General features: G+C 69.7%; 12 protein-coding genes and 1 riboswitch. Of the genes, 7 read left to right on the plus strand and 5 right to left on the minus strand.

Translation table 11 applies throughout. From position 1 onward, the window contains the following. Positions 1 to 2 precede the first annotated feature (2 nt). Complete coding sequence (locus ACFMRZ_RS22975) at positions 3 to 1,130, minus strand: epoxide hydrolase family protein (RefSeq protein WP_400180695.1); 1,128 nt, start codon at positions 1,128 to 1,130, stop codon at positions 3 to 5. Positions 1,131 to 1,338: 208 nt separating this feature from the next. On the opposite strand from ACFMRZ_RS22975, the gene ACFMRZ_RS22980 reads away from it, so the two are divergent. Next, complete coding sequence (locus tag ACFMRZ_RS22980; RefSeq protein WP_400180696.1) at positions 1,339 to 2,706, plus strand: protein kinase; 1,368 nt, start codon at positions 1,339 to 1,341, stop codon at positions 2,704 to 2,706. A gap of 7 nt (positions 2,707 to 2,713) precedes the next feature. Here ACFMRZ_RS22980 and ACFMRZ_RS22985 read toward each other — a convergent pair whose 3' ends face one another. Further along, positions 2,714 to 3,901: an AAA family ATPase gene (locus ACFMRZ_RS22985; RefSeq protein WP_280272268.1), complete on the minus strand. Its 1,188-nt coding sequence runs from the start codon at positions 3,899 to 3,901 to the stop codon at positions 2,714 to 2,716. Positions 3,902 to 4,046: 145 nt separating this feature from the next. Between ACFMRZ_RS22985 and ACFMRZ_RS22990 the strand changes: the two genes are divergently transcribed. From ACFMRZ_RS22990 to ACFMRZ_RS23000, 3 genes are all read left to right on the plus strand, one after another. Continuing rightward, positions 4,047 to 4,310, plus strand: a complete 264-nt coding sequence (locus ACFMRZ_RS22990) for a hypothetical protein (protein WP_280272267.1) — start codon at positions 4,047 to 4,049, stop codon at positions 4,308 to 4,310. Positions 4,311 to 4,533: 223 nt separating this feature from the next. Then, positions 4,534 to 4,696, plus strand: a riboswitch (cyclic di-AMP (ydaO/yuaA leader). Between the two features lie 110 nt (positions 4,697 to 4,806). Continuing rightward, a complete protein-coding gene (locus ACFMRZ_RS22995) occupies positions 4,807 to 5,382 on the plus strand; it encodes a C40 family peptidase (RefSeq protein ID WP_280272266.1) in 576 nt (191 codons plus the stop codon). A gap of 40 nt (positions 5,383 to 5,422) precedes the next feature. Next, positions 5,423 to 5,818: an RNA-binding S4 domain-containing protein gene (locus ACFMRZ_RS23000; RefSeq protein ID WP_400180697.1), complete on the plus strand. Its 396-nt coding sequence runs from the start codon at positions 5,423 to 5,425 to the stop codon at positions 5,816 to 5,818. A gap of 74 nt (positions 5,819 to 5,892) precedes the next feature. Here ACFMRZ_RS23000 and ACFMRZ_RS23005 read toward each other — a convergent pair whose 3' ends face one another. Next, on the minus strand, positions 5,893 to 8,610 hold the full coding sequence (locus ACFMRZ_RS23005) for an SDR family NAD(P)-dependent oxidoreductase (protein ID WP_400180698.1): 2,718 nt from the start codon (positions 8,608 to 8,610) through the stop codon (positions 5,893 to 5,895). A 506-nt stretch (positions 8,611 to 9,116) separates the two neighbouring features. Here ACFMRZ_RS23005 and ACFMRZ_RS23010 point away from each other — a divergent pair. After that, on the plus strand, positions 9,117 to 10,082 hold the full coding sequence (locus ACFMRZ_RS23010) for an MBL fold metallo-hydrolase (RefSeq protein ID WP_400180699.1): 966 nt from the start codon (positions 9,117 to 9,119) through the stop codon (positions 10,080 to 10,082). Positions 10,083 to 10,095: 13 nt separating this feature from the next. Here ACFMRZ_RS23010 and ACFMRZ_RS23015 read toward each other — a convergent pair whose 3' ends face one another. Beyond that, the gene (locus ACFMRZ_RS23015) at positions 10,096 to 11,067 is read right to left on the minus strand and encodes an NAD(P)H-dependent flavin oxidoreductase (protein ID WP_400180700.1); all 972 of its coding nucleotides are present in this window, start codon (positions 11,065 to 11,067) and stop codon (positions 10,096 to 10,098) included. Positions 11,068 to 11,364: 297 nt separating this feature from the next. On the opposite strand from ACFMRZ_RS23015, the gene fadD5 reads away from it, so the two are divergent. Next, positions 11,365 to 12,936, plus strand: coding sequence for a fatty-acid--CoA ligase FadD5 (fadD5, locus tag ACFMRZ_RS23020; RefSeq protein WP_400180701.1), 1,572 nt, complete (start codon positions 11,365 to 11,367; stop codon positions 12,934 to 12,936). 45 nt (positions 12,937 to 12,981) lie between these two features. Beyond that, positions 12,982 to 13,608, plus strand: coding sequence for a cysteine hydrolase (locus tag ACFMRZ_RS23025; protein WP_280366504.1), 627 nt, complete (start codon positions 12,982 to 12,984; stop codon positions 13,606 to 13,608). Here ACFMRZ_RS23025 and ACFMRZ_RS23030 read toward each other — a convergent pair. Next, the gene (locus ACFMRZ_RS23030; RefSeq protein ID WP_280366502.1) at positions 13,605 to 15,977 is read right to left on the minus strand and encodes a lysylphosphatidylglycerol synthase transmembrane domain-containing protein; all 2,373 of its coding nucleotides are present in this window, start codon (positions 15,975 to 15,977) and stop codon (positions 13,605 to 13,607) included. The two genes, ACFMRZ_RS23025 and ACFMRZ_RS23030, sit on opposite strands and share 4 nt — an antisense overlap. Between the last annotated feature and the right edge of the window lie 9 nt (positions 15,978 to 15,986).

Raw genomic sequence — 15,986 nt, forward strand, 5'->3', positions numbered from 1 at the left:
GGTTACCCGCTGGCCGCGACGAATCTCCGCAGGTCGGCGGCGTACGCGTCGGGTCGGTCCATGGTGATGAAGTGATGGCCCGACGGGTTGTCCTCCGGCCAGTGCACGACCTTCGCGGTGCGTTCGGCGAGCCGCCGGATGCCGGGCGGGCCGCTGTACACGCCGGTCGGCGCCGCCGCCGAACCCCGCGGCCAGGCGAAGCCGGTGCTCTCGTAATACGGCCATGCCGAGGTGCCGAACGAGCGCGTGAACCAGTAGACGCTCAGATTCGTCAGGATGGCGTCGCGGTCTATCGCGTCGGCGAGCGCGCCGGCGGCGCTGAAATCGTGGAACTTCTGCCACATCCAGGCCAGCGCCGCCGCCGGCGAATCGCTCCAGCCGAAGTCGAAGGTCTGCGGCGCCGACCGCAGCAGCGCGTGGTGGTCGACGCCGTTCACCCAGTCCGCCGACATCATGGCGTCGTACGCCGCGCGCTCCGCGTCGGTCAGCTCCGGCACGTCGGCCTCGGTCGGAAAGCCCAGGCCGCCGGTGATATACAGCCCCGCGACATGTTCCGGCGCCGCCTCCGCCAGCGCCGTGGCCACATAGCTGCCGAGGTCGCCGCCCTGCACCAGGTAGCGGTCGTAGCCGAGCCGGGCCATCAGCCGCGCCCACATCGAGGCGACGCGCTCGACGGTCCAGCCCGTGTCGTGTGGCGCGTCGGAGAAGCCGAATCCCGGGACCGACGGCACCACCACGTGGAAGGCCTGCGCCGCGGCGTCGCCGTGGGGATCGGTCAGTCTCCCGATCAGCTCGGTGAATTCCGCGATGGAATTCGGCCACCCGTGGTTCAGCACCAGGGGCAGCGCCTCCGGATCCGCGGCGCGCACGTGCAGGAAATGCACTGCGGTACCGCCGATTTCGGTGCGGTATTGCGGAAACTCGTTGAGCCGCCGCTCCTGTGCGCGCCAGTCGAACGCGGTGCCCCAGTGCCGGGCCAGCTCGCGGACCTCGGCGACAGGCACGCCCCGACTGCGGCCGGAGCCGGGAAGCTCTGCGGGCCAGCGGGTCTCGGCCAGCCGCCGACGCAGGTCATCGACGTCCGACTGCGGGATGTCGATGTGGAAGGGCTGAATCTCCGTGCTGTTCATGGCAACAACGGTAGAAATCAACTAGGAACGTTTCCGTCCTAGAACGTGGAGATGTCTTTCTATGCCAATCTGTGCACTTTGCTAGATAGCTGTAGATAGCCCTGGCAACCGGCATCACCCGCCGTGCCGCCGCTTGACAGGGGACGGCCGGGTGTGGAGTGCTGGCAGTGTGTTCGGGTGAGACGACCGGTTCCCAGCGGAGGGCGGGATGTTGTTGCGGCCAGGGCAGATATTCGCGGGCTACACGATCGTGCGGACCCTCGGTGCGGGCGGTATGGGCGCGGTGTACCTCGCCGACGATCCCGAACTGCCGCGGCGGGTGGCGTTGAAGGTGCTGGACGAGCGACTGGGCGCTAATCCCCGCTACCGCAGCCTGTTTCGCCGCGAGGCGGAGATGGCGTGCCGGCTCGATCACCCGAACGTGGTGTCGGTGTACAACCGCGGCGCCGAGGACGACGCGCTGTGGATAGCGATGCAGTACGTGCCCGGTACCGACGCCGGTGAGCTCATCCGCCGCGAGCCCGCCGGGCTGGCCCCCGAACGCGCCGCGGGCATCGTCTGCGCGGCCGCGCGCGGACTGCAGCACGCCCACGATCAGAACCTGCTGCACCGCGACGTGAAGCCGTCGAACCTGTTGGTGGCCGACGGTGACGACGGCGACCGGATCCTGGTCGTCGATTTCGGGCTGGCCCGCACCGTCGACGCGGACGCCACCGTGACCGAAACCGGTTGGCTGGACTGCACTCCCGCGTACGCGGCCCCGGAGGTGCTCGCGGGCCGCTCCGCGGATCGGCGCGCCGACATCTACTCCCTGGGCGCCACCCTGCTCGCACTGCTCACCGGCGGGCACCCGGCGGGGCGGTCGCCGCGCCCGGAGGCCAGGTCCACCCGGCCCGACGACGCCACGCACGCCCCGACCCGCGCCCAGGCCGAGGTGCCGCCCGGACTGGACGCCGTGATCGCGCGGGCCATGGCGGACGACCCCGATGCGCGATTCCAGAGTTGCACCGAATTCGCGGCGGCGGTGACCACGGTCCTGCGCGGTGGTGCGGCGCCGGGCGGCACGGCGGCTCCGAGCCGTGCCCGGCGATGGTCGCGCTGGACGGCGATCGCCGGTGCGGTCACCGCGGCGGCCGTCGCCGGTGTCGTGGGAGCCCTTGTCGCACAACCGGATAAGCCCGCCGGGTCGTCCGGCGCGCCGCACAGCAGTGCCGCACCGGTGACGAGCAAGCACTGCTTCTGGCGCGCCCGCGTCCCGGTCGGCGGCGGCGCGTACGCGCAATTGCCCAGCGGCGCAGCCGATCACGACGACGGCAGGTGCCTGCTCGGCGTCGGCGACCAGGGCGACTCGGTGGCCGCCCTGCAGCAGGCGCTCACGCTGTGCCAGCACATCCCGCTGACCGTGAGCAGCGCCTACGACAACGCGACCCGCAATGCCGTGCAGCATCGGCAGACCGAATCCGGCGCGGCGGTCGACGGCATCTACGGGCCGGAAACGCGCTCGAAGGCATTGCGCTGGCCCGTATTCCGGGAATCCGACGGCGGCTTCGACGGGCGCTGCGTCCACCTGCCGTGATTCCGGTCTAGGTACTGACGCTGCGCAGGTAGCGCCCGAAGTGCGGAACCGTGAAGCCGATGGTGCCGCGCTCGGCGGAGTAGATCAATCCCTTCTTGATCAGCCCGTCGCGGGCCGGTGACAGCGAGGCGGGCTTGCGACCCAGCTCCTTGGCGACCGCCGCCGTTGCCACCGGACCGTCGTCGCCGGACAGATCGGCCATGGCGCGCATGTACTCTCGCTCGGCGGGGGTGGCCCGCTCGTACCGGGAGCCGAAGAAGCCGACCGCCAATTCCTCTTCGGCGGCGGGCGCGGCCAATTCGACGTCCTCGGCGCCGATCGGGCTCTGCGCCGCCACATCCCAGGTCGCCTTGCCGTAGGCCTGCACGAAATACGGGTAGCCATCGGCCTTGTGGTACAGCACATCCAGTGCCGACTCGGTGAACTTCACCTGTTCCCGTTCGGCGGGCGCGATCAGGGCCAGGTCGGCGGCCTCACGGTCCAACCGGTCGATCTTGTGGTAGCCGAACAGTCGCTCGGAGTAACTCTTCGACGCCGAGAGCACCGCGGGCAGATGCGGCAGGCCCGCGCCCACCACGATCAGCGGCGCCGCCTCCTGGCTCAGCTCGTGGCACGCGCCGCAGATCGCGGAGATGTCAGCCGGGCCCAGGTCCTGCATCTCGTCGATGAAGATCGCGATGCCGACGCCGCTGTCCTGCGCCAGCTGACCGGCCTCCATCAGCAGCTCCACCAGATCGATCTCGATATCGCCGGAATCCGCGCGCCCGGTGACGGCCGGGACGTCGATGCCGGGTTGCCACCGCTCACGCATGCCCTTGTCGGCCGTGGCCCGCAGGGCGAAGGCCTTCAGGATGCCCAGGAAATCGTCCACCATCTCCGGATTGCGGTGCGCCACGGCGACCTGCCGCACCGCCATGTGCAGCGCGGAGGCCAGCGGCCGGCGCAGTTCCTGGTCGGGCCGGGCCTCCAATTTGCCGGTGCCCCAACCGCGCGAGCGGGCGATGGAACGAAGCTGGTTGAGCAGGACCGTCTTTCCGACGCCGCGTAGTCCGGTGAGCATCACGCTGCGCTCGGGACGTCCGCGCGAGACGCGCTCGAGCACGATGTCGAAGGTGTCGAGTTGCTTGGCGCGTCCGGCGAGTTCGGGCGGTCGCTGACCGGCGCCGGGGGCATACGGATTCCGCACGGGGTCCATGCCCGTACACCGTAGCCTCTCGTGACCACATTCTCGTGGCATCTACGGAAAGCCCTAGAGATAGCTATCGTCCGGCATGCGCGCATCGAGAACGGCTACCTACGCTGGAGAATGTCATGAAACCGGTCCCAGCGCAGGGAGAGTCATGTCGGAGGAACCCGTCCCCACCGTCGTCGAGGTCGTCGAATCCTGGAACGTGCCCGAGAACGCTCCGGTGGCCACTCACATCCGCCGCAACATCCTGTCGGCGATCGCGCAGGGCTTCGACGATCCCCAACTGGTCGCCGATCTCGCCGTCGGCCCGCTGGTGATGGCGCTGGGACGGCTGGAGGTCGAACTGGCCGAGGCGCGCGAACGGATCAGCGCGCTGGAACGGACATTGCAGACGCGTGGCGGTTCGGACAACTGAGCGCGTCCGGGACGGTAACGCCGGCGCTTCTCGGTTCGATAACACCCTTGCCAGCAGTGATGCGGAGTCGTTATCACCGGCCCGAATACGCGAAATCGAAAGCTGTCCTGGGGGTTCGCGGACGCTGCCGAACACGCTGCGCTGTGGGGTGGACAACACGGCGCGCTCGTCGTAATCTCTTCGTGACCCGATGGAGTCAGTCGCTTCGCAGGCGAGGCGGCCCATCGAGTTACCGCCTAATCGGTGGCCGGGTGGGCAGCCCGATCACCGAGCCGGGGACCCAGGTTTGTGGGGTGAATCCCTTTCGGCCACACGGTCGAAGGGTAGGGCCGAACTTCCCGGCCCGAACCCGTCAGCTAACCCGGTCGGTGGGTGGGCAGGAAGAAACAGGAGACTCAGCTCGGTGGGTAAACACAGCTTGCAGCGGGAATCTCGGCTCCCGAATTCCGTGAAGGGTGCGCTGGTTTTCGGCGCCGTCGCCGCTTCCACTGGTGCTATGCCGGCCATTTCGGCGCAGGCAGCGACCATCAACGTCCCCGGCTTCGGCAACTTCGACGTGCCGCTCGGCCCCGAGTACGACCAGCAGGTCGCTCAGGCCAACCAGGCACTCGCCGACCACGCCGACGAGATCAAGGGCTTCCAGCAGTCCATGGCGGCGCCGCAGGCCATGGCGCCCGGCCCGGCCGCGCCCGGCTTCGGCGGCCTGTTCGACCAGCAGAAGCCGAACAGCAACGGCGACATCGCCCTCGATGCCGCGCGCAGCAAGATCGGCGCCCAGTACGTCTGGGGCGGCAACGGCCCGAACGGCTTCGACTGCTCCGGCCTGGTGAAGTGGGCCTACAAGCAGGCCGGAATCGACCTGCCGCGCACCAGCTTCGAGCAGTCGCACGTCGGCAAGCCGGTCGCCTTCCAGGACCTGCAGCCGGGCGACCTGATCATCCAGAACGGCGGCGGCCACGTGGCCATGTACGCCGGTGACGGTCAGATCCTGCACGCGCCGCAGGCCGGTGAGCCCGTCGAGTACTCGCACCTGAACCCCGACACGATCGTCACCGCGCGTCGCGTCGCCTGACCTATTGCCTCGCTCCGCCCGCGCGTAATCTTCTGAACGTATGCGCGGAGAGACGGATCAGACACTCGGCACCGCCCGGATCAATTCCTGGGTGTGGGCGGTGCGCTTGTTCAAAACTCGATCGGCGGCCGCGACGGCCTGCCGAGCAGGGCATGTCCGCGTCAACGGCGTCGCGGTCAAACCCGCTCACCAGATCAAGTCCGGCGACGAAGTCCGCGTGCGAGTGCACGGCGTAGAACGCATCGTCGTCGTGGAACGCGTCATCGCCAAGCGCGTGGGTGCGGCCATCGCCGCCCAATGCCTGATCGACAAGTCCCCACCGCCGCCCGCGCCGGAAATCCTCGCCACCATGCCCCGCCGCGATCGCGGCTCCGGCCGCCCCACCAAACGCGAACGGCGTGAAACGGACCGCCTACTCGGCCGCGATCCGGACTGATCGGGTTCGCTGTGCGCATGTCGCCTTGCCGATAATTCCGCGATACCCAAGGCATTCCTTACGGCTGGACCCGGTCAAGGCGAATCGCGGTGGCGCGCAGGGCGAATGTTCTCCGCGAGGGCCGCGCTCAGCGAGGCGACCGGCGGGCGGCCGGGCAGGGTGGTGAGGTCGTCGGCCACGCTGCGGGGGCGGACGTGGGCCGGGCGTTGGGGGATCGCGTCACGCAGTCTGGTTGCCATCGGTGAGGTATCGCCGGTCGGGGTGTAGTCCAGCGCCAGCAGGGTCGGCGTGCGATGGGCGAGTGCGACGGACAACACGGCGGTGCCGCGCGCCACGTCGAACGGCGTCACACCGGCCCGGCGCCAGCGCGCGTCGGTCGTGGGAGTGACCGGGCCGGAAATCCAATGGCCCCAGCCGATGCTGCGCACCCGGTCGTCGACGCGGTTGCGCGCCAGCGCGTCCAGGGCGGCGTGCGCGGCGGCGTCGGCGGCCTGCCCCGGCGCGCCGAGCGCACCGGTGGCCGAGGAGGACAGCAGCACGAAATCGATCGGATCGGCCGCCGTGAGATCGATCAGATGGCGGGCCGCACCGGCTCTGGGTTCGAACAGCTCCGCCAGCAGAGTCGGTGTCACAGTGGCGAATTCGGCGTCGCGCCGGACACCGGCCGCGTGCACCGCGCCCCGGATGGTGGATCCGCACGCCCGGATGTCGAACAGCGCGTTGGCCAGATCGGCGCGATCGGTCACGTCGCAGCGGACCACGACGATCCGGTCGTCCAGACCTTCGAGGAGCTGCGGCAGCGGGCGCGGCGTGCGGGTCAGCACCACCAGGTCGCGGGCGCCGGCGTCGAGCAGCCAGCGCGCGGCCACCGAACCGAGCGCGCCGAGACCACCGGTCACCACATATGTGCCCTCGGGCCGCACGCCGATCGGCGCGGGAGCACCGGGCGCGGTCCGGAAACGCCGCGCGGTGACCGTATGCTCGAAGATCCGAACTTCCTGCGGCCCAGCGGGTTCCAGCACGAGATCCGCCACCGGCGCGGGGTCGTCGTCGGAGGTCCAGATCAGCCGGGTCGGTATTCGCGACTCCAATTGCAGGGACCGGACCAGACCGGCGATCGCGTGCTGTGTCAGCGAGGCTCGATCGGTCAGCACCACCGTCAAGGTCGCGACCGCCGTGCTGTCCTGCAGTCGCTGCAGTACATCGAGCGCCCCGGCGACGCCCGTGGTCACCGGTCCCGGCAGTTCCGGCGTCGACCACACCAGCGCTACCGCCGTCGGCACCGCGTGATCGGCCAGCATCGACGCGACGATCGGCCCGGCGTCCACCGGATCACGCGTGATCCGCAGCGCCGGAATGCGGCGACTCAAGTGCTCCTCGAGTCCCGCCGCCGCCGCGGACTCGCCCACCACGAGTCCCTGATAGAACGGCGGATCCGCCGGCACGCCCCGATCCGACCGCTCGACCGGCACCCAGCACTCCTCGTTGAGAATCGATGCCGCCCACTCCGTAGCGGTCGCCACCGTGGGGTCGTATACGGCCGCCCCGCGCAGAGCCTCCGTCGTATCGGCCGAATGCCTTGGCATTTCGGCACTTTCGCCCGCCGCTGGTTCCGTGAGGGAGGAGCGAGCGTCGACCGGCCGGATGCCCTCCGAGCCCGAGGCGGACGAAGCTCCCGCCGTGCGAGCATCGTCGTCCCGTGAGTCGGTGGCGCGCGAGTCGGCCGAACGAATGTCGGTTCGGCCATCGTCGGCTCGGGTGTCGGCACTCCGAATGCGGGGCTCGGTGGTCTGGGAATCGGCCGGAGAAATGTCGGTGCTGATGCGCGCGGGTGCGGTCAGCCGACCGCCCGCGTACAGCCGGGCCACTGCCTCCAGGAAGGACTCGGCCTCGTTGTCGCCGACCACGAGGGGGTATGTCGAGTCGGCGAAGGCCGGGTTGTCGCGGACGGCGGAGGTGAGTGTCGGGTCGGGAGCTATCTCCACCACTGTCGACAGGCCGTTCGCGGCGGCCGCGGCCAGCGCCGCGTCCAATTCCACCGCACCCGAGGCGTTCTCGGCCCAGTACTCGGCGGTGAGGTCGGCGTCGGTGCTGACGTGCCCGCGGCGCACGGTCGAGTAGAAGGGTACGCGGGGTGTGCGCGCCAGCATCCCGTCGAGCCGAGAGGCGAACTCCGGCAGCGCATCCTGGTCGGTGCGGACATGTGTCAGCGGGTCGACGGTGCTGAGCCGGGCGGGCAGTCCGCGCCGCCGGGCGCGCCGCACCAGCGTCTCGACGTAGCGCGGCACTCCGGTCACCACCACCGAACGAGGGCCGTTCACCGTCGCGATCGAGATCGCCGACCGCATCGGCTCCACCAACCGCCGCACATCCTCGGCCGCCGCCTCCACCACGGCCGCCGCCCCCGGGTCCGCCAGCCGCGCCAAGGTGTGCCCGCGGGTGGTGACGACACGCGCGCCGTCGGCCGGTGTCAGCGCACCGCTGACCACCGCGGCCGCGACCTCCCCCGCCCCGTGCCCCACCACCGCGTCGGCACGAATTCCCCACGCCCGCACCAGCTCCGCGAGCGCGAGCTGATAGACGTACAGCGCCGGTTGCACCGCATCGGCCGTCTCCAGACTCTTCGCGAACCCGTGCCGCGGCGTCCACACGCGCCGACCACCGGCCCGCACCACGGCTTCCGTCGCGGCATCCACCGTCCGCGCGAAGACCGGATACCGCGCCGCCAGCGCCCGCCCCATCCGACCCTGCTCCCCACCCGGCCCGGAGAACAGAAACAACACCCCACTCATCGCCCCACCCCGGCAGCCGTCCGGCCCAGCGCCCCGCAATACGCCCCGCATACCTCATCCGACACCACCGGGCAGCCACCGCGCAGCGGCCACCGCCGTGACAGCGCACCGACCCAGCGCTGAAAACCGTTGCACGGCAAAGCCTGACGCCGCACTTCCCGCCGGTCACCGTCCGGCCGTTGCTCGGTGAATGTGACAGTGCGGCACCGCGGTACGTGGCGTGTGCGGGGTTGTTGCCGGGGCCTTGCGGAGGTGGGTGGGGGAGGGGCGGTGGGTGCTGGCGCCGCGTTCCGGCCCGCTGCGGCGGGTGCGGTGGACGGGCTGGGCGGGGGCTCCGTCATGGCGTCGCGTAAGGCTCGATCGTCTTGCTGTGACCCATCTGGGTGCTCCCTCCCGCATCCGGTGGAGATCACCGGCCGTCAGGTGTCCCCCGGCGATTATGCCGAGAACTTGCCCTGCGGAGAAGAGGCTTCCGGGGCGTCGCGCCGATCGAATAACGTGGCGCTGTGGACCAACCGACCATCCAGCCGGACCTCGCCGCCGGGCGACCCGCCACCGCACACGCCTTGGCCGACTGCTGTTCCGCGTTGTTCGCGACCCCGCGTCGCCTGTTGCGGCCGCGCCGCCCGGACCCCGTGTTCCTCGCGAGTCTGACGGCGGCCGAGCTGCCGCCGGCCCGCGCGAAGGTCGCGCTGACCGCGCTGGTGCAGGCCCGCACCTCGGCGCCGGCCGCCGTCGTCGCGGAGGGGCTACGCACGCTGCGCTCGCTGCCGATGGCGATGGGCGCCTTCCTGATCGAGCATCCGCGGGCCCGGTTCCTGGTGGACCCGGCGATCTGCGCGGCCGTGCACAAGCGCGTACTGCCCGGTATGCCGTTCCCGGTCGGCCTGTTGGTCTCGCCCGAGAAACCGGTGCTCGGCCTCGCCGACGCGCTGGCCGGTCGCGACCTGTCCGGCGACGACATCGATTTCGCGCTGGCGACGCACCTGCACTGGGACCACATCTCCGGCCTGCTCGACATGCCGGAGTCGCTCGAATTGCGCGTTCCCGCAATGGAATACGAATGGGCGATGAACGGTGACACCGCGCCCTACGGCGTGGTCCGCGCGCCCCTGCGGGACCGCCGGATCGGCAATATCGAACTCGACGGTCCGCCCGTGCTCACCTTCACCCGCAGCCACGACCTGTTCGGCGACGGCGCGGTGATCCTGGTCGACCTGCCCGGCCACACCCCCGGCAGCATCGGCGTGCTGCTCGCGGTCGACGACGGCACCCGCGTCCTGCTGGTCGGCGACGCCATCTGGAACACCGTGCAGATCGAGCTGATTCGAGAGAAGGCGCCCATGCCGGGCAGGCTTTTCGACGCCGACCGCGACAAGACCTTCGAAACCGTCCAGCGCCTGCACGCGCTACCCGCGGGCATCGAGGTCATCGCCAGCCACGACTACAACGCGGTACTCGCCCGCGCGTAGGGGCGTGGTCCGCTCACCCCACGAAAGACGCGAGCCGATCGTTGATCAGCCCCTCCGCCTCCGCGACCATGCGGGAGATCAGCTCCGCGCAGGTGGGGATGTCGTCGATGAGCCCCTGTACCTGCCCCGCGGACCAGATCCCGGCGTCGAGATCGCCCTCCTCGAATACCCGTCGGCCGCGGGCGCCGGCGACCAGGTCGCGGACGTCTTCGAAGGTGCCGCCGGCCGCTTCGATCTCGACGACCTTGCGGCTGATCTCGTTGTCGGCCACGCGGGCGGTGTTGTGCATGGTGCGGAAGATGAGCTGGGTGTCGCGTTCGCTGTGGGCGACGATCCGCTCCTTCACCTTCTGGTGCACCGCCGACTCCTGCGTGCACAGGAACCGGGTGCCCATGTTGACCCCGTCCGCGCCCAGCGCCAGCGCCGCCACCAGCCCGCGGGCATCGGCGATGCCGCCCGAGGCGATGATCGGGATCTCCAGGGCCTTGGCGGCGGCGGGGATCAGGATCAGGCCCGGCACATCGTCCTCACCCGGATGTCCGGCGCATTCGAAGCCGTCGATGGACACGCCGTCCACGCCGATCTTCTGCGCCTTGAGCGCGTGCCGGACGCTGGTGCACTTGTGCAGCACCTTGACCCCGGCGTCCTTGTAGTACGGCAGGAAGGGCTCGGGGTTGCTGCCCGCGGTCTCGACGATCTTCACCCCCGATTCGACGATCGCCCGGACGTACTCCTCGTACGGCGGCGGGTTGATCGACGGCAGGATCGTCACGTTCACGCCGAACGGCTTGTCGGTGAGTTCGCGGGCGCGTGCGATCTCGTTGCGCAGATCGTCGGGGGTGGGCTGGGTGAGCGCGGTGATGAAGCCGAGGCCACCGGCGTTCGCGACGGCCGCCACCAGTTCGGCCCGGCCGACCCACATCATGCCGCCCTGCACGATCGGATGCTCGATGCCGAATTCCTCGGTGAACCTGGTCCGCAACATCGGTTGTCCTCCCTGCTGTCCGCCCGCGGGCACACGCGCTCGCGGTTGGGCTCGATGGTGGCACGGGTACGATGCCGAGTTCAACCTCGATGTAAGTCGCAGTTTGCTAAACGCCTGACAGACGCTGATGCCCTGTCGGCCGCGTAGGCTGTCCTCATCTCCAGATATTTGCCCTCTGAACTGGAGTATGATCAGGTGAGAAACACGCTGCCGATTCCTCTCTGTAACCCTTGTCACGGTGAAAAGTTAGTTGGTATTCTCGCAAATGTTCAGCCGACGGCCTGAGAGGACTACAGCATGACCACCGGTGCCCAATCGCTCGACGAGCCGATCCGGTCGCGGCGCAACCACTGGAACAACCAGCTGGCCACGCACGCGTTGATGCGCCCGGACAGCGTCGCGATCCGGTTCCGGGGGCAGGACACCACCTGGAAGCAGCTGCACGAGCGTTCGCTGAAGTTCGCCGATGCGCTGGCCCGCCGAGGGGTCGGGTTCGGCGATCGCGTCCTGATCCTCGCGCTCAACTACCCCGAGTATCTGGAGGCGGTGTTCGGGATCAACGCGCTCGGCGCCATCGCCGTGCCGGTCAACTTCCGGCTGACCCCGCCCGAGGTGGCCTACATCGTCGCCGACTCGGGGGCGAAGGCGGTCGTCACCGATGCCGTGCTGCAGCCACTGGCCACCGGTGTGATGGCGCAGTCCCCGGCGCTCGAGACCTGTGTCGTGATCGGCGGGCAGAGCGCCGAGGGTGTGCTCGGCTACGACGACGCGCTGGCGGAGCAGGGCGAACCCCATGTGCCGCTGGACATTCCGGAGGACACGCCCTGCCTGATCATGTACACCTCGGGCACCACCGGCAGCCCGAAGGGCGCGATCCTGTCGCACGCCAACCTGACCGCGCAGGCGCTGACCTGTATCCGGGCCATGGATCTCACCCCGGAGTCGGTCGGCTTCTGCACCTCGCCGCTGTTCCACATCGCCGGATTGGGCAGTCTCGCACCGGCTTTCCAGCTCGGCAGCAAGACCGTGCTGCATCCGCTGGGCGCGTTCGACCCGACCCAGTTCCTCGACGCCGTCGAGGCCGAGCAGGCCACCACCGCGTTCTGCGTACCCGCGCAGTGGCAGCTGATCTGCGAGGAGCCCACGGTCAAGCAGCGCAAGACGGCGCTGAAGATGCTCAGCTGGGGTGCGGCGCCCGCGTCGGACACGGTGCTGCGGGCGATGGCCGAGTGCTTCCCCGACGCCCAGAACGTCGCGGTGTTCGGCCAGACCGAGATGTCACCGATCACGTGCGTGCTGGAGGGCAGCGACGCGCTGCGCAAGCTGGGCTCGGTGGGCCGCCCCATCCCGACCATCCAGGCCCGCATCGTCGACGACGAGATGAACGATGTCGCACCCGGCGAGATCGGCGAGATCGTCTATCGCGGACCGACTCTCATGCAGGGCTACTGGAACAAGCCCGAGGCCACCGCGGAGGCGTTCGCCGGCGGCTGGTTCCACTCGGGCGACCTGGTTCGCACCGACGACGAGGGCTTCGTCTACGTGGTGGACCGCAAGAAGGACATGATCATCTCCGGCGGTGAGAACATCTACTGCGCCGAGGTGGAGAACGTCCTGTTCGCGCACCCGAAGATTCACGAGGCCGCCGTCGTCGGCCGCGCGCACGAGAAGTGGGGCGAGGTGCCGGTCGCCGTTGTCGCCCTGGCGAACCCGGACGACACGCTCACCCTCGACGAGCTGACACCGTTCCTCAACGAGAACCTGGCCCGCTACAAGCACCCCAAGGACCTGGTGCTCGTCCCGGAGCTGCCGCGCAATGCCAGCGGCAAGGTCGTCAAGGTGCAACTGCGCAAAGAGTATTCGTCCTGACGGCTCCGCCGCCGCGGGCGATGTAGTTGGGGCAGTATGGGATTCATGCCCCTCGACAGCGCCCGCACCGCGGTACTCGCCCTGCACTGGCAGGTCAATGTCATCGAGTCCGAAGGATTCTTCGGGCCGATGCTGGCCGAACCCGTCGCCACCAGCGGAGTCGTGCACCACGCGACCGTGTTTCACGCCGCCGCGCAACAGGCCGGACTACCGGTCGTGTTCACCAGGTTCACCATTCCCGTCGGTGAGGGCGGGCTGGTGCGCAATACCGGGTTCATGCGGTCGGTGGCCGCGGCGCAGACCGCGTTCCGGCCGGAAGCGCCGGGGTCGCAGGTCATTCCGGCGATGGCCGACCAGGCCGAGCGCGGTGCGGTGTTCGACAACCAGAAGCTGTCCGGCCTGGCCGGCAGCGCGCTGCCGGACTGGCTGGCCGCCCGCGGCCTGGACACGCTGCTGATCACCGGTGTCGCAACGAATCTCACCGTCGAGCAGACCGCCCGGCACGGCACCGACCTCGGTTTCACGGTGCATCCGATCGCGGACTGTGTCACCGCCGCCACACCGGAGGCCCACGAGGCGGCACTGGCGAACCTGGGGCTCACCACCGCCGGCTGCCTCTCCGCGGAGCAAGCGCTGGACGAACTCGGCGTCCCCGCCGACCGCCGCCGCTAGATCAGCTGATTCGCGGTGAGCCAGCGCATGATCGGCCATCCGCAGAACAGCGGCAGCCAGCAGGTCAGCACCCGGTAGAGCAGCACCGCGGGCACCGCGATCGACAGGTCGATTCCGAACGCGCCGAGGAAACCGATCAGCGCGGCCTCCACGGCGCCGACCCCACCGGGCGTCGGCGCCGCGGACGCCAGCGTCCCGCCGATCATGGTCACCACGGTCACGGTCACGAAAGTGGCGCTGCCACCGAACGCCTCGATGCTGGCCCACAGCGCCCCGGCCGCGCCGAGCGTGATGGCGGCGCACCCGCCGACGATCATCGCCAGGCGGGTCGGGCTGTGCGCGAGGGCGCGCAACTCGGTGACGACCTCCGCGAGCTGCGGCCGGACCTCGGTGCGCAGCCAGCGCCGCACCGTCGGCACGAACATGGCGATACCCACCAGCCCCAGCAGCGCGCCCGCCACCAGGTACAGCGTGGTGGCGCTGGGGACGTAGTGCCCCAGATTCGCCGAAACCCCCGCTGCCACACTGAAGAACAGCAGCAGCACGACGTGCGTGATCACCTGTACCGACTGCTGCAACGCCACGGCCGCGGTGGCGCGCACCGCGCCCAGCCCGTTCCGTTGCAGGAACCGCACGTTCAGCGCGAGACCACCGACGCCGGCGGGCGTCGTGGTGGCGGCGAAGGTGTTGGCCACCTGCGCGAGCAGCAGTTTCGGAAAGTTCACCGACTCCGACGTGCAACCCCACAGGGCCATGGCGGCCCCGATATAAGTGCCCACCGAGACCGTCAGCCCGAGCAGCGCCCACCACCAGTTCGCCGTGCGCAGTTCGGTGACGAACGTGGGCACCTGGCTGATGAAGGGGTAGGCGACGTAGACCAGGGCGATCAGCAACACCAGCTGGATGAACTGCCCCCGCGAGAACCGCGTGATCCGCGCGGCCTCGATGCGGTCCTCGCCGGTCTGCTGCTGCACCTGTTCGCGGGTCTGCTTCATGAGGCGCCCGGGATCGGGCACCGACTTGCGCACGTGCGCGGGCAGCGCCGACTTCGTCAGCCGCCGTGAGGCATTGAGCACGGCGTCCGCGCCGAGCACGTGAATCGCGGTGCGCACCGCGAGTTCGGTGCCGAACAGGGCGCTGGTCGACAGCAGCAGTTGCGCCACGTCGGAGGAGAAGCGCGGCTCGTAGGAACCGAATTCGGCGGACATGAACCCGCCGAACAGCACCCGGCCCTCGACCACCCGGATCTCCTCGGCGCGCAGGTCGCCGTGCGAGATCTGGGCGCGGTGCATGTTCTGCAGCGCGTACCAGACATTGGTGAGCACGGCCTCGCTGTCGGTGGCCGACAGCGTGGTTCCGCGCGGCACCGTGTGCGCGTACAGCGTCCAGCCGCGTTCCAGGGCGGCGACGGTGAGCGGCTTGTTGCTCGCCAGGCCCAGATCACCGATCGCGATGCCCATCAGCGCCCGGTGCTCGACCGCGCGCCGCAGCGAGGCGAAGGCCGGCGTCCGCTCGCCCGCCCGGAAGGTCAGCCAGCGGCGCAGCTGCCGCAACATGCCCCAGCTGCGCTGGTTCTGGCCGTAGATCTCCACGACGAGCCGATGCTGCGGTCCGGTCTCGGCCGACAGTTGCAGCGGCCCCGGCCCGGCCGGACGCAGCACGGTGAAGCCGGTGACGGTGTAACCGCGTTTGGCCAGGACCCGCACCGCCGAGTCCAACGGCACCTCCAGCGCGGGCGTGCCCACCAGCAGCACGATCACCGCGCCGACGCACCAGCCGACCGCGAGGCCGAACATCGCCCGCGACGGCACGACCAGACTCACGAACAGATGCAGCGGCACGAAACCCAGCAGCAGCGCCCACCACGAGCGCCGCCACGACACCGGCAGCCACGGGCTCGCCACCGTCAGCATGGCGGTGAGCATGGCGATCCAGCGCGGGTCGTCGAGGAACTGCGACAGGAACGTGTCCAGCTGTTCGGGCACGACCAGATGCCACTGCGGCGCCGAGATCCCGGTGCCGGTGATCGACAGCAGCACCACCGTGATCAGCCCGGCGGCGAGATAGCCGAACAGCAGCGTCCACTGCCACCGGAAGATCAGCCGTACCAGGATCGCGAACGGCAGCGCGACGATCGCCACGCCGTACAGCAGGTAGACCAGGTTCGACTGCTCGGGCGTCAGGAAGCCGACGATGTCGGACAGCGAGCGCTCCAGCGCCTCCCAGCGCGGCCGGGTGATCAGCGAGCCGGCGATGACGAGCGCCACCAGCAGCGCCGACAGCACCACGCGCAGAATGTCGCTGGTGCGCCGGATCCGCGGTTGCAGCAGGCTGCCGGAGACGGGGATCTCCCGCCCGTCGACTCGCATGTCGTATCG

This window comes from Nocardia sp. N2S4-5, assembly GCF_044628355.1.
GTDB lineage: Bacteria > Actinomycetota > Actinomycetes > Mycobacteriales > Mycobacteriaceae > Nocardia > Nocardia wallacei_B.